The sequence below is a fragment of the Stenotrophomonas sp. GD04145 genome (genome assembly GCF_029835135.1).
GTDB lineage: Bacteria > Pseudomonadota > Gammaproteobacteria > Xanthomonadales > Xanthomonadaceae > Stenotrophomonas > Stenotrophomonas maltophilia_P.
This window is the reverse complement of record NZ_JAODZG010000023.1, coordinates 39,403-52,889: the sequence shown is the minus strand read 5'-3', so window position 1 is coordinate 52,889 and position 13,487 is coordinate 39,403. Positions and strand designations below refer to the sequence as shown.

The window sequence follows — 13,487 nt, the reverse complement described above, 5'->3', positions numbered from 1 at the left end:
CGCATCCGGCCTCGACCACGCATCGCCAGCTTTCCCCGGCGGAACTGGCGCAGGCCGGCGTGAGCGAGGATACGGTGCGCCTGTGCATCGGCATCGAACATGTCGACGACCTGATCGCGGATCTGGAGCAGGCGCTGGCACGGGCCTGAGCGGCGAAGCCGGCGGGTCGGGCGGCTGGCCGGGGCTGGCAACGGCCGCTTGCCGCAGTCACGGCGGAAGAGGTCTGGTCGCCGGCATGCGCGATGCGACGGACATCGCGCTGCGTCCGGCGCCGCTCGCGAGCGGCATTCAGATAAAGCGCTCCCGCAGCATCGCGACGCCCGCGCTCGCCGGCAGGCGCAGCTGCTCGCTGGCGTACGCGCTCACCGCACTGTCGACAGGATTGACCTCGATGACCTGCGCACGCCGTTGCCGCGCGCGCAGCGGCAGCGACGCGGCCGGATGCACCAGGCCGGACGTGCCGACCACCACCAGGACATCGCAACCGTCGATCGCGGCGCATGCGCGCGCCCACGCGTCCTCCGGCAGCGCCTCGCCGAACCAGACCACGCCAGGCCGGAACGGGCCGCCGCACAGGGGGCAGGCGGGTGGCGTCTCCCGGGCCCCATGCCGACCCCGCCGTGCTTGAGCGATTGGTGGCGGAATGGGCGCCGCGGGGCGTGCGCTCCATCGACTTGCCTAAAGCCGAACTCCCGGTGTGGCAGGCATATTTCGCCAACGGCGAACGCGCCTACTTCGGGCCGGACGACGGCACCTTGCTGCTGCGACGTGGCCCCGACAACGACGTGCTGATGTGGCTGCACGAATGGCATGTGGCGCTGCTGGCCCACGACACGGGCAAGCAGGTACTCGGCATTATCGGCTGGATCTCGCTGGGGCTGCTCTTGAGCGGTTTGTACCTGTGGTGGCCCAAGCCTGGGCGCTGGCGATCGCACTTGAAGGTACACGCACAGCCCCCGGCGCGAAGGTGGGCGACCTGGCACCGCAGTAGCGGCGCTTTGTTGCTGCCGCTTCTGCTGATGGCCACTGTGACCGGTGTAGGGATGGTCTATGGCAAGGGTTTCCATGCCGTGCTGACGGCGGCGTTCGGTGGTGCCGCGCCGCCCACGCCGGTGCTGGCGGGCACAGTGGAGAAAGTGGCATGGGATCCTGTGCTGAATCAGGCGCTCCACGCACTTCCAAGCGCCCGTCTGAGCCGCGCGTCCAATGATTCCTCTGGCGTGATTCGCAAGCCACTTTGCGTGATCGGCTAGCAAACGAAGGTGGGATGCCAGTGCGGGATTCGGTGAGGGATGTCCGCTCTTGGCCGTAGCGGGACACCCGCGCGGTGTCAGGCTTCGACCCAGCCTAGCCAGCCTCCCTTCTCGCGGTAGAACAGGTAGGGCGGAGCGGTGTTGATCGATACATTAGCAACCCTCATGTACGCAAGGTTATGCCAAGTTGTAGTGAATCTTCGCGTAAAACTGAGGCGCGCCTCTTGGCAACGAGGCGATCAACTCTGCCATAGCATCAGATAGCAAACGCGCGGCGCGGCGCGTCTCCGGTGGAGGGCTGTCATCGAGCTTATCTTCGATGAGCCCTCGATGGAAATACTCGGGAGCATTGCTGAGAAACGATTCGCGTGCTGCGTTCTTGGTGTTGCCAGCGCCGACCATCAGAGTGACGCCTTCGCCCGTTGCGTAATAGTCGCAGTACGCCAAAAAGATTGATTCAGGTTTCCTTTCTGCTTCTTCAGTCGAGTCATGAATCGGCATCGAGATGACTCGGATTGACTCGGGGTCAATGCTGGAGCGGTTAGCCAGAACCTTCAGTAACAGGTCTGAGCGGCCATCTGCCAATGCTGCCGCTGGGCTTGCCCCAAGCTCCTGATCATAATCTAAGAGAAAGCGACCGAGTTTGCGCAGAAATGGCTCAGTGTCTTCCGGGACGCTAAAGATGCGCTGGCTGATCATGTAGTGCTTCGGGAAAGCATCCATGAATGCTTCAGCGACAATGCCTTCAGCTTTTCGAAGCGCGCTTTCAAATTCTGAGTCTGAGCTGTCCATGATCTAATTCCGCTGTATTGGGGTGTGCAGGTTCGCGACTTCTAAAGTGGCTCGCACGGGACTATTCCTCTGGCCAGGATAGTCGTGTAGATCGCCTCAACGGGCCGTAACGAAGGTCTTCAGACCATGCAGGGCATTCACTTGGTGGTGCCAGTCCGATGCCAAGTCCGGACGAGTGTCGGAATATGGCCATCGTCGAGACGTCTTCTATGGTTGGGAAGTGGCGAGCGATGACCACCGCGCTACGCCTAATGTCAACGGACAATCTCTTATCCCTTGCCAACTCAATCAGGAAACCTCCAGCCCATAGCAGGGCCCTTGTTCGTTCGTCTGGCATGGTCATTGCGGACCCTCTTAGATGCTTGCGTTCGAGAAGCATCTTTCAGAGCCGTCGCACAAGGTGCGATCATGCTTCCGCTGCGTATTCGCTGCAACGCGCGGGTTGGCTAAGTTGTGGTTTACTGAGTTGGAATAATGATGGGTGTACGCACAGGATCCTCTGAAATCCGGTGCTGCGCCAGACCCCATCTAGGGAAGATAGAACTTTATTTCCCTGTGGGTTCGCCCCCGACAGCTGTGCCACGATAGAACTTTAGGAGTTGCACCCATTCGGCGGTGACCGCGAATCAATTAGTTACATTCGTTTCAGGATGAGACTTTGTTCTACATCCATAAGGAGCACAGCCTGCAATTGGGGATGCAGATGTGCCTCGGGCTCCTCAATGATCAGGCCTCGATAGCTGGCTTGCGGGTTCTTGGTCAGCTCGCTGAGAACGACCGCCATGAAGATCAGATTGTTGAATCCGAGCCCGTTTTGCTCAAGCTCGAACAGATCAACGGTAAGGGAGAGACGCGAAGCCAGGCGTTGGAAATCGCTGACGCTAACCCCCAGCTCGAGCAGCTGGGACAGCTGTGGCCCCAACATCTCGGAATGGCGAGTGGTTATCGCCTTATGGGTGCTCACAATCGGCGCTTTCGTCTTGAGCTCATCATCCAGCAGCTTCAGTGCCTTATTGATCTCGATCTTGCCATCGTCATCAACGAGCAGCTGAAACAGTCGGGACAGCTGGCTTGTGCGGCCGGGTCTAAGAGCCTGAGAAGCATCGCGCAGGGGCTGTAGATAGACGCCACGAAGGTTCTCCATCATGTCCGTTGTCAAGCCGACATCATCATGGTCTCCGCACCAGCGCTTCGCTCTAAGTCGCCCCGTCTTATCCGCCTCGGAGAAGCTGATGGTGATATGCGCCTCCATCTGCCCGTCCTTGGCAGGTTTCAGGGCAGTCATGAAGTCAGCTTCATCATCGGGGCTCAACCCTCGGAAGATGTACTTGAACACGATGTTGCCGCTAGGCGATCCTGTCTTCGGCCTATGAATATCGTCCGAGTCCAACCGCGGGTACGGTTCATCGTGCCCGGCAAGGAGAGACCTCAACGCATCGACAATGGCGGTCTTGCCCGCGTTATTCGCACCAACCAGAACGTTCAGTCCACTTTGGAAGTGCAGTACTGCGTTGTTGATCTTGCGGAAGTTCGAGATAGACAGCTCTGCCAAGTACACCCTGATGTCTCCTTGTGCTCATGGCGGCGTAGCCGCCTCCTGTCCCTAGCTGCAGCACGACGATGGCCGGCTGACAGCCCCTATCTACCTGGGCAGATTCTAATCAAATCAGGGGAATTGGACGTTCCGGCAACCCTCGTACGCGCATCGCCTTTTGGTTCCCCGGCCCCTCAGGCAAGTAAGGGGCGACGTCGGATCCGTCCCCCAAGCGAAGGCAGGGGGGTACGTCTGGTAGCAGTGCCTTTCAGCGCACCGACGCGCGATGAAGTGGCAGGCCCTATTCGGTCAATGCAGTGATGGCGCTTGTACATGGTGGCGGAGTTTGATTGGCGACGGCCCTCATGAAGGACAACAGTTTGTTATTGCAATTCGTAACACTGATGTCCCCGGATCGCCAATTCTTTCGGGAACGGCCTGGCGTAGCCTTCTCTTCCAGCGGTGCTGCCCATCGGCTGCCCTGAGTCAATCAACTTCTCATATCTGGAAACTGGGCTGTGGCCACCAATCGAATTTGCAGTGTTCTCGGAATTTCAAAGCCTGTCATTCAGGCCACGCTCTCATGACTGACGGATGCGCGCCTGATGGCCGCCGACGGCCTGCAGGGCTGGCCCCAGCGCAAGCGTCGCGGGCGGTGCGCAACTCCGGCCATGACAGCGCCGGGCGTGGTCAAACTGCTTGAACGCGATTTTCTCGCGCTGGAGCCGGAAACCAAGTGGGTGACAGATATTACCGAGATCAAGACCCGACAGGGCAAGCTGCATCTGTACGACCAGCGCATCGTGGGCTGGTCAATACACGATCGACAGGATCGCCAGATGGTGACCCGGGCTGTGCAGATGGCGGTGTGGCAGCGTCAAGGAAGCGATGAGGTAATCCTGCATTCGGATTGAGGCAGCCAGTTCCGCAGCCGCGACTACCAAGGGCATCTAGCGGCTAACGGGCTGATCTGCTCGATGAGCGCTGTGGGTCATTGTGGCGACAACGCGGCCTGCGAAGCCCTCTTTGGGCCACTCAAGCGTGAGCGGATCTATCGAACGAACTGCGCCACAAAGTATGCAGCACGAGCGGATGCGTTTGACTACATAGAGCGACGCCCTAACCCAAGGATGCGACGAAGGGTCGCCAGGCAGGACCAGAAGGTTGCAGCTCTTTTAGAACCGTCCGTGATATCGGGGTAGAACCCCGCGGTTGAACAACCCGCTCGGCTGCGCAGGGAAGTGATGTCTTCTTCTGGCCTTCTTCAGCGGCACGGGAAGGGATCACCGGAAGCTCGGAAGGCCGGAGAGCGCATGGCCTTTGTAATAACAACTGCGGTCCGGGCGCACTCTCTAGCGATCTCTGCCGAAATGGCGAATCTCTTCAGAACTTCACTTGCTACGCCCCGCTCGCGCATGCCGCTCTTAAGCAGGGTCATGGACAGGGCCATAATTCTGCTCGCCATGTTCCGACCCGCAAGAAGGTCCTGGCCAGGTTGCCTCTGAAGATCTAGGTAGACGCTGAATGACGGCGCACGGTGGATAGAACTTTTTCGTTTAGAAACCAACAATAAGCTAAGGAACTGCTGGCTAGGGAACACACGCGTATTGGCCTTGCAGAGCGCGTGGAGCACGACTTCGAATTTCCTCGCCTGAGCCCCCCAGTCCTCTAGATCAAAGGCGATCTCACCGTCCACCTCATGGCTTGGAAACAATGAAGTCGATGAGGCCGGAACTGGTTCGGTCAAAATTCCGATAATGTCAACAGATTTGATGGCGGATAGGTTGAGTAGCGTTCTGAAAGTGGTAGTAGTTCGTCTGAAGCGAATTGCATCCCTCCAGAACCTGTTATGAACGATCTTCAGCCTATCCAATGTCCCATCTTGAAGGAGCCCATCAAAGAAACGTTGATAGTTCTCCGCAGGAATAACCACATCAGGGTTGGTTGCGGTCCAGCGTACGACGTCCTCGATCGAGGCGTTGGCCCAGGACTGAAGTGCGCTCGGCCTCTCGTGCGTGGTTGCGCGCGCTAGGCTGCAACCGCAATAGGCGCACGAGGCCGCGTTGCCCCTTCGCAACTGTTGACTGTTGCCGCATTCTTGGCAGCGATCAATGATTCTGACTGAGTGCAAGGAGCAATGCGAGTAGTGAAGGAAGTTCCAGATGAGCCTCTCACTTAGACCGTTACTCTCGCCAGCCTCCAGCAGGCACTCAGGACACCAGCGGCGATTGATGCCAGCAAGGCCGCCATCCCGCATCTGCAGGACATTAATGAAAGGCGAGAGCGTGCAGCCGACCAGGCGTTGGTTAGTCAGCTGCTCTAGCGCGCGCGCGCGGTTAAGGCTCACCTGCCCTGGTCCCACGAAGCTATTTCGCTCACTCAGTCCATTTCTTGGCTGACCCGCAACTTTGTCAAGCACTCCTGCGAGGTGTGTCTTTGTAAACCCGGTCGTTTCGCACATCCTCTGGAAGTACCCTCCAAGTGACTCAGTCTGGGCGGTGGCTCCGTCGATCGGTGCAATTGGCGGCAGTGCTGTCCACCGATACCGCATGTGTGCCGTAGTCATTTTCGCTCTACTCCCCCGTACCCATGCGCTTCAGGAAGTCAGCAATTCTCTTCTCACCATTCAAGGGCCTCTGATCTGCAAGCTTGTTGAAGGCCAGCACGCTGCTCCACACGGTTCCAAGCTCCTTCTCGCTTGAGGAGCTGGCGTGCAAGTGCGCTTCAGTGATGCTGTTCGCTCCCTCATTCTTTCGGCGGAGCTCAGCCCTATGGACGACGTCGATAGTGGGGCCGAACACGCCAGCACCATTGGCGTACATCAAATCAGTATTCTTAACGAGGAGCTTGGGATCGGACAGGTTGAAGCTCTGCCCGATACCCTTCAGCACTGCAACGAAATCCCGCTCGTCTTGGGAATTCTTCAGGTTATACGGCCGGATGTAGACGAACCGGGATCGATTCCAGACGTCGGGGTGTCCCGCCCACAAACTCTCCGCAGTGTGGGTAGCCAGCATCACTATGACGCAGCCGATTTCTTCAATCAGTCGCACAAGGTTCGACATGTACCCATAGCTGGTTTGATGAAGATGCACCATCGTCAAGGTTGCCGCTTCTTCCAGGAAGATGTACTTAAGTTGACGTTGTTTCGCCACAGATTCGAAGCTGTGCTGCAATCTCGGCTGCGACTGCGTTGCCCTCACTCTCTTCCACAGCTGATTGTTTACCTCTGCCTCCGCCTGGACATGGTGCGCATCAGTACTGACCGATCGGTCCTTGTTCTCCAGCCAGCCGAAGTCTGGTTCCACCACGGCGTGATGGAGGCGCAGCGTGAGATCCTTGGAGTTGAACTTTCCCCGATCATTGGCCATTGCACGCACCGATATCAAAGGAAGCGTGCCAGCTGGCCAGAGGCTCTGCTTCCCGGCAAGGACGGGAAGAATAGCTTGTCTGATCTCACTCTTGCCCGAGCCAGAAGGAGCCAATGCCCAGACGAACGTACCTGGGCGCGCACCTTGGATGGCATTCAAGAGTTCGGAGTAAGCCGTCCTCATGCGGCTATGATTCACAAAAGGAATTCCAGAGTTGCTGTCCACTATCGGTTCCTGTGAATTTGAATGACTGGCGCGGGCTTGCCCCCAATTGCACAAGCTACGGCGACTCAATATCGTCAAAGTCATCCATCGCTCGCTTCTTGATTCCGCGCAGAGCGATCTCGTCAAGAGCGTCATTTGATTGAGAAGGGAGGCTACTGGAGTCCGCCTCCCCCGGCTTGGGTTGAGCCGCGGTGTTGGGCTTCGCGTTCGCGGCTGCCGTACGCATCGCCTGAGCGTGCCTCGCGCTCTGCTTTGCTTCGCGGAGCGATGGCGCGTAGAGCTGGTCATACATACCTCTGAATGACCGCTCAATCAGGGTGGAATTAGCTAGAGGCCCGATCAAGTTGCAGAACGCCTTGAACAGTCCACGATTCGTCCTAACCCAGATGAAGCTCGGGTCCTCCGGGTCTGTTCGAAGCTGCTCAACATCGAATGACGCGTCGAGCTCCCTCAGTTCATTGGAGTGAAAGTACCGACCATTCACCTCGAACCCTCGTCCGGGTACATACTTGTTATTGCTGTGCGGGATCGCGGTTCTGAAGAGGAATTCTTCGTCAACCAATGCGTGCAGGCCGGCACTAGGAAAGAGAAGATCTGCGTGGGCTGCCCGTTCGGCCGGACTTGCGAAGCCTTGTACAGGGACGCTCGGGAAGTGCTCATAAAGCGTTTCCCTGGCAACCGTATGAACGGTTTCAAAGCGGTGCTTGGCAGTTTTGTAGCTCTTGAACTTCCCATCCACGCCTCGGCCCGCCTTGTCGGGATCGGTGCTACCGACAAGCTCATGGCTGACCTGGGAATTGAACCTTCCAAAGTAGCGTTCTACGTCCGAGTTGAACCTCGAACCTGCCGTTGGGCAGATATGGATTGAGAACTGATATCGCAAAGCCAGAGCAGTGAGAAAGTGTGACTGATTCTCCGTTCCTCGATCGACAAAGATGCTGTTGAACAGTCGTCCATGTCTGCGGACGTAGTCACGTATCAGGATGGCCAAACCATCGCGCCGTGCTGGCCCGAAGACAATGGAATGCGCCATCGGCAGATCAGTCGCCTCATCTGTCCCTAGATAAATCAGAGGGGACTCTGCGCTTGCTTCCATTCCATCGTCGCTCACCACCCTCACGTCGACTTTGGTACTGTCCACGTGCAGGACTGCATGTTTAGCTAAGGCTGTACCCGACCGGTCGCGCGCGTCCGAGCGCGGCCGTTGCTTTTGGTAGCCACGCATTCCCTGCGTTGCAAGGACCTTACGCAGCTCCAGGCGCGGATCAGCGAGCCTGCGTTCGAAGGCCTGGCGGCTCTGTGGCGACTCGCCGTCAGATTCACAGGCCTCCTTGAGCGCAGCGTATGCGTCCTTCTTCTGTGAATACTTGCCTGCGGCGTATGCGCGAATTGCCTCAGCCGTCCGCTTCTCCTGAACGGGGGTAAGCCGGCTCATTCGGTTTCCGCTTGCATGAAACCTGGTAAGGCACTGCTCGAGTTCGTTGTCACCTCTGCTTCGCGCCTCGATCACCTTCCGCGCTATCTCACGCAGGTGTTTGGGGACGGCTGTACCCTTCGCATGCGCGGATTGAATCAATGCGAGCCGCTTTTCGGCGTTGGTGGCGTCGACTAGCGTCGCCGTTGCGAACGCAGAGTTCAGTTGATTGCGAGAGTGCCTGGCAACCTCAAAGAAGTTGCTTCCTATCTCAATAGCCTGAGCCTGATTCAAGGTCAAAAAGAAGTTGCTCGTGTCCGTGAGCGGAACATGCTCAACTGGACCGAAGGCCCAGCGGGTTCCAAGCAGAAGCGCCGCTTGGCTCACGTTGAATCCCTCGATAGTCTCGATCATCCAATCGAGGCTCTTGGGGCCGTCGGCGAGATGCGCATGGATGCGTCTGCCCAAGGCTTGAGCCTCGTTGGCGGGTACCATACGCACCTCGTTATAGATGACCTGCAGGTTCCGGAGTGGCGTGTCGACGCGGGAGGGACTGAGCCACAGGACGTGCTCCATGCCGCGCTGCCTTGCCCAAGGGCCATAGGCAAGGTTCTGAAGATTTCCATCGACGTCGACCCATTCACCGGACTTTGCCGCAAGCAAGCTGTCACGAGCGGAGCCGGCCTTGCATTCGACCAGCTCAATGCGACGGGTGCGGACGACCAGAAAATCCAAGGTGCCGCTCCTTACATGATTGCCAAGTCTCACTCCCTTACAGGCAACCTGCGGGAAGTAGCCAAGCACATCCGGATCCAGCTCCAGAGTCAGCGCGAACATATGTTCAACGGTATGACTCTCCAGCGTGATGAGCTGGCCACACTTGACTGAGTTGAAGTGGGTCACAACGTTGTTCAGCGCGCCTTTTCCTGGCTTCCGCGCTGGACTCGAGCTAGCCATCTCAAGGATGTGCTGTCGCTGTTCGACAGTTAGGCCCTCATGCTCCCGCAGACGCTGGGCCAGTTCTTCTTGATTCATGGAACCCTGCCTATCTACTGGGAGGCGGGCAGCCGCCTCCCTCCCGGAATGCCTAGGGGTTGATTCTTATCGGGGTAAGGGGGTAGATTCGGCATAGCGGTTCTCATCGCTGCGCCTTAAACAGACCCCGGCCTGCCAGCCGGGGTTTGTCTTTTCTGCCCCAGAGAGTCTTCTTAGCTCATCTGGAGGACCTCCATGGGCAGATTGGGATCATTGAGCGGTCCGCCGACTGGTTACGGGATCTGCGCCGCGTGATGCATTGAACAACCATTGGGCGAGATCCCTGGATCGGATCATGCGCCCCTTCCTGCCGGGAATGGTCGAGGTTGCTATTCCCAGGCGGTTGTCATACGCCGCGCGCCTGGCCGCGCTGATGCTGTTGTAGCCAAGCAGCATCCACACTTCTGAGAGCCGGACATAGAGCCCGTACTCCTCCGCCACCTGCTCGGCGAGCTGGTCAGGAGTCGTTGCGCGAAGTGCTAGCGTTTGTATCGACAAGGGCACCATGTAGGCGAGCATCACTCACTCTCTTTCATATTGCAAACAGCGAGCACATCTTCTTGCTTGTGGGGCGCAGATTATCTGATCACGTATCAGATCATCTGATATGCATGCTGCTACAGCGGCTGGCATGTCAGATGATTTAGTACGCAATACAGTTTGTGGATTGCGCTAGCATGGGCATGCTGCCGACTGTTGAAAGAGATGTCGGCGCACCTGTAGGCGTGGGGTTGTGCTGCGCCACGATGTGCCTCTAAGGGAGGTTGATTGGAAGATGAGTACATGATGACCATCCCTACAGATGAGCTCAGTCGCGAAGAGCTTTCAGGCTCAGCATTGAGAGCGTTCTTCAACCTCGCTGCGCGATGGCAACTGTCCGGACCTCAGCAGAGAGCTTTGCTTGGAAGCCCACCCGATGCTTTTTATGAGGCATGGGCGCGAGGGGCCTACGAGCATATCGATGCCGAGGTCCTGGTGCGGATTAGCTATCTACTCGGCATTTACAAAGCTCTTCATATCCTTCTGCCTGACCCCGTTCAGGCGGATGGCTGGATAAGGCGACCTAACATGGCGCCCATGTTTGCTGGTAACACCGTGCTGGATTTTATTTGTCGCGGAGGCTTGCGCGAACTTCGGGATGTGCGATCTTACTTGGATGGGCAGCACGTCAGCACCTAGGCAAGGGGTGCCATTTACCATGGACGCTGGAATACGGTCGTACTGCTGACTGTTGTTCATGCGCACCTGAAGCGGTCTGACTTTCGTGCAGGTCTGGCTAAAGATCAGAGGGATGTATGAGACCAACCATTCTTGCAATGGACCTAGAAGGAACGCTGATCTCAAATGCGGTCAGCCAGATCCCACGCCCTGGCCTGTTCGCGTTCCTGGAAGCGATGCGGATCAAGTTCAGTCAGCTAGTACTCTTTACGACTGTTCCGGAGTCAAGAGTGCGAGAAATCTGTAGGCTTCTCGTGGCGGAGGGTGTGGCCCCGAGCTGGTTTGGGAAGCTTCACTACGTTTCATGGTACGGACCAACTAAGGACCTGCGATTTGTTACATCTCACGCCGGGGAGGCCCTTCTGCTAGACGATCATGCGCCTTACGTACACCCCGGTCAGGAATGCTGGTGGGTAGAGGTCCCGTTGTTTGGCTCACCCTACGCCAACGATGACACGGGGTTGGATCTGGCGCGGTTAAGAATCGATGAGCGACTAGCTCAGCTCTCGCTTGGGGGAGGGCATTGAAGCAGCTCGGGAAGACTTCAAAGTTGAAAGGTTTCGCTTGGGGTGCAGTCAATTCGAATGCTATGACAGTGTCGCGCTCTCCCCCAATGACATACAGAACTTCCTTCTTGCGCCGCGCATGTGCCCGATGCAGCCGACACTAAACCGGCCTTGAAACGGCGCTAACAATGCGCGATGTGGAGGCTTAGGCAAAGGCATAGCGCTTCGCTGCGAAAGGGAGCGCTTGCAGCGGACATCGGCTTTTCGTCAAGCGGGGATAAGGTGGCTCGGTCGTCGACAAGGTCTCAACCATGTCTCAACCCAGTCGTTTGCAGGACTTTATGCCCGCTACAACGCCCGGACAGATAAGCGGGAGATTGATATGCAGCAGAACAGTGCGATGGAGGGGGTTGCCGCGCGGTGGCCAGAGCGGATCTGGGTGGTACGGCATGGCCAAAGCGCCGGAAACGTTGCGCGAGACCACGCTGAGGCAAATAACATCACCTTAATCGAGTTGGAACACCGCGACGCGGACGTGCCTCTCTCCTCGCTGGGGGAGCGCCAGTCGCAAGCACTGGGTGCTTGGGTACTGGGACTTGCCGAGCACCAACGCCCGCAAATCGTGCTGACTTCTCCATACATGCGTGCAAGGCAGACCGCCCAAGCCGTGGCCGACGCGCTTGGCCCTGGCCACCGTCTAATCATTGATGAGCGCCTGCGTGAGAAGGAGTTCGGCGTTCTGGACCGCTACACCTCCAGTGGCATCGTCGCTACCTTCCCGGAACTGGCCGCGCAGAGACGGCTGGTTGGAAAGTTCTACTTTCGCCCACCGGGCGGAGAAAGCTGGTGTGATGTCATCTTGCGGCTACGCGGCGTTGTCGGGGATCTCCAACGGAACCACGCCGGTGCACGCGTGATGATCGTCGCGCACCAAGTGATTGTGAATTGCATGCGATACCTTCTAGAAGGCATGGACGAGGATGCCATCCTCGACCTTGACCGCGAAGGCGATGTGCCCAACTGCGGGGTCACCGAGTACTACGCTGCTGAAGGTGGGCAGCTTGCCTTGGTGCATGCCAACTTCATTTCGCCTGAACTGGCCGAGGCCCCAACCACCGCTTCGTCGGATCAGCCCGCTGGAGCCAAGTAAGGTACAGCGTCGGGACCCGACCACCTAACCGCCATCTCTCTGCAGACATGCTCGCTACTCGTGCAGAACGTCCGGTTCTGGCCAGAAGCGGGCACTGAGGCAGGTTTCGGCCCGAGCGATGCTAGCCTCCAGTTTCGACTCCAGGGAGACCTCCGCTGAAGGGCTCGCTCCCGCCCTGTTCGTGGTGGGGGTATGCATGTGCTTGATACCCGGACGCAGCGGACATAAGATCGAGCGGTATCAGGGGATAGCCTGCCACAAGGTGCGCTGTGAATAATTCATTTGACCGGACTCTAGGGTCCGGCTACTAGGTAGTCAGGGTCTATGGCAGTAACTAATCCTCTGACAGAATAAGAGCTGGTCGCGCATAGGCGAGGCAAGTGGTCTGTAGCCGGAGTGCCGCATCGCGGCTGGACTTGCGTAGATATTGAGGATCTTGGAGAGCCGCAGATCGATTGCGAGATGTGCGAGTCGCAAACCATCCGCTACGTCCATCACATGGAGCACCCAGATTACCCGAACGTTCTCGAGGTTGGGTGTGTATGTGCCGGCCACATGGAAGGCGACCTGGCGGCCTCGCGAGCCCGTGAAGCCTCTATGAAAAGCCGCGCAGCAAAGCGCAAGCGTTGGACTGCGCGTGCGTGGAAAGTTTCGGCAAAGGGGAATCCGCATATCACTTCGGATGGATTCCGCATTACCGTTTACCCGCGCGGCGGAGAATGGGCCTGTACCTTGGCTGCGCTAGACGACTCAACTGTCCTGCACGCTCGCCGCAACTACAAGTCTCAAGCGGAGGCGAAACTCGCTGCCTTCGACCACATCACTCGTCTTCAATCCAAAGCTGGCGCATAGCAGTCCATTCAAGTTGAATCGCCACAAGGTTTTGTGGACTGTGATTGCTAGCATACGCGTAGGTTCCGGCCGAAAGCAGACGAGCTGGCGCCGACGACGCGATCAGGAATGCTAGGGCCCCTATTCGACCCGAAGCG

General features: G+C 57.9%; 12 protein-coding genes and 1 pseudogene. 5 read left to right on the top strand and 8 right to left on the bottom strand.

Annotated elements, in window-relative coordinates:
• Positions 1–149, top strand: a 149-nt coding sequence (locus tag N7367_RS12640) for a PLP-dependent transferase (protein WP_252745261.1), incomplete at its 5' end; no start/stop codon positions are given.
• Positions 150–288: 139 nt separating this feature from the next.
• Here the strand turns inward: N7367_RS12640 and N7367_RS12635 are convergent.
• Entirely contained in the window at positions 289–633 is a 345-nt protein-coding gene (locus tag N7367_RS12635; protein WP_258392666.1) for a Sir2 family NAD-dependent protein deacetylase, read from the bottom strand.
• Here N7367_RS12635 and N7367_RS12630 point away from each other — a divergent pair.
• Positions 588–1,253, top strand: coding sequence for a PepSY domain-containing protein (locus tag N7367_RS12630; RefSeq protein ID WP_171974407.1), 666 nt, complete (start codon positions 588–590; stop codon positions 1,251–1,253). The two genes, N7367_RS12635 and N7367_RS12630, sit on opposite strands and share 46 nt — an antisense overlap.
• A gap of 177 nt (positions 1,254–1,430) precedes the next feature.
• On the opposite strand, the gene N7367_RS12625 is transcribed toward N7367_RS12630, so the two are convergent.
• From N7367_RS12625 to N7367_RS12620, 3 genes are all read right to left on the bottom strand, one after another.
• Positions 1,431–2,045: a hypothetical protein gene (locus N7367_RS12625; protein WP_111172658.1), complete on the bottom strand. Its 615-nt coding sequence runs from the start codon at positions 2,043–2,045 to the stop codon at positions 1,431–1,433.
• 61 nt (positions 2,046–2,106) lie between these two features.
• Complete coding sequence (locus tag N7367_RS19390; RefSeq protein ID WP_289852717.1) at positions 2,107–2,382, bottom strand: BPSL0761 family protein; 276 nt, start codon at positions 2,380–2,382, stop codon at positions 2,107–2,109.
• Between the two features lie 297 nt (positions 2,383–2,679).
• Entirely contained in the window at positions 2,680–3,597 is a 918-nt protein-coding gene (locus tag N7367_RS12620; protein ID WP_254005097.1) for an AAA family ATPase, read from the bottom strand.
• 578 nt (positions 3,598–4,175) lie between these two features.
• On the opposite strand from N7367_RS12620, the pseudogene N7367_RS12615 reads away from it, so the two are divergent.
• Positions 4,176–4,781 (top strand): annotated as a pseudogene (locus N7367_RS12615) (IS3 family transposase); the annotation flags it as partial.
• 62 nt (positions 4,782–4,843) lie between these two features.
• Here N7367_RS12615 and N7367_RS12610 read toward each other — a convergent pair.
• The 4 genes from N7367_RS12610 to N7367_RS12595 form a co-directional block, all read right to left on the bottom strand.
• Positions 4,844–6,130 (bottom strand): TniQ family protein, encoded by a 1,287-nt coding sequence (locus tag N7367_RS12610; RefSeq protein WP_224481874.1) that lies wholly within the window; start codon positions 6,128–6,130, stop codon positions 4,844–4,846.
• Between the two features lie 22 nt (positions 6,131–6,152).
• A complete protein-coding gene (locus N7367_RS12605) occupies positions 6,153–7,175 on the bottom strand; it encodes a transposition helper protein (RefSeq protein ID WP_223224734.1) in 1,023 nt (340 codons plus the stop codon).
• A gap of 55 nt (positions 7,176–7,230) precedes the next feature.
• On the bottom strand, positions 7,231–9,624 hold the full coding sequence (locus N7367_RS12600; protein ID WP_223224733.1) for a transposase: 2,394 nt from the start codon (positions 9,622–9,624) through the stop codon (positions 7,231–7,233).
• Positions 9,625–9,834: 210 nt separating this feature from the next.
• Complete coding sequence (locus N7367_RS12595; RefSeq protein ID WP_049462213.1) at positions 9,835–10,143, bottom strand: hypothetical protein; 309 nt, start codon at positions 10,141–10,143, stop codon at positions 9,835–9,837.
• A gap of 264 nt (positions 10,144–10,407) precedes the next feature.
• Here N7367_RS12595 and N7367_RS12590 point away from each other — a divergent pair, with 264 nt between their 5' ends.
• Positions 10,408–10,803 carry a hypothetical protein gene (locus tag N7367_RS12590; RefSeq protein WP_134950773.1) on the top strand — a complete coding sequence of 132 codons (396 nt, stop codon included), beginning with the start codon at positions 10,408–10,410 and terminating at the stop codon, positions 10,801–10,803.
• A gap of 921 nt (positions 10,804–11,724) precedes the next feature.
• Complete coding sequence (locus N7367_RS12585; RefSeq protein WP_049462236.1) at positions 11,725–12,498, top strand: histidine phosphatase family protein; 774 nt, start codon at positions 11,725–11,727, stop codon at positions 12,496–12,498.
• Positions 12,499–13,487: the final 989 nt, after the last annotated feature.

What these genes read in the sequence shown, in the direction of transcription:
- N7367_RS12610 (WP_224481874.1), bottom strand. Translation starts at nt 6,130, where the DNA reads ATGCGGTATCGGTGGACAGCACTGCCGCCAATTGCACCGATCGACGGA.
- N7367_RS12595 (WP_049462213.1), bottom strand. Translation starts at nt 10,143, where the DNA reads ATGCTCGCCTACATGGTGCCCTTGTCGATACAAACGCTAGCACTTCGC.
- N7367_RS19390 (WP_289852717.1), bottom strand. Translation starts at nt 2,382, where the DNA reads ATGCCAGACGAACGAACAAGGGCCCTGCTATGGGCTGGAGGTTTCCTG.
- N7367_RS12590 (WP_134950773.1), top strand. Translation starts at nt 10,408, where the DNA reads ATGATGACCATCCCTACAGATGAGCTCAGTCGCGAAGAGCTTTCAGGC.
- N7367_RS12625 (WP_111172658.1), bottom strand. Translation starts at nt 2,045, where the DNA reads ATGGACAGCTCAGACTCAGAATTTGAAAGCGCGCTTCGAAAAGCTGAA.
- N7367_RS12600 (WP_223224733.1), bottom strand. Translation starts at nt 9,624, where the DNA reads ATGAATCAAGAAGAACTGGCCCAGCGTCTGCGGGAGCATGAGGGCCTA.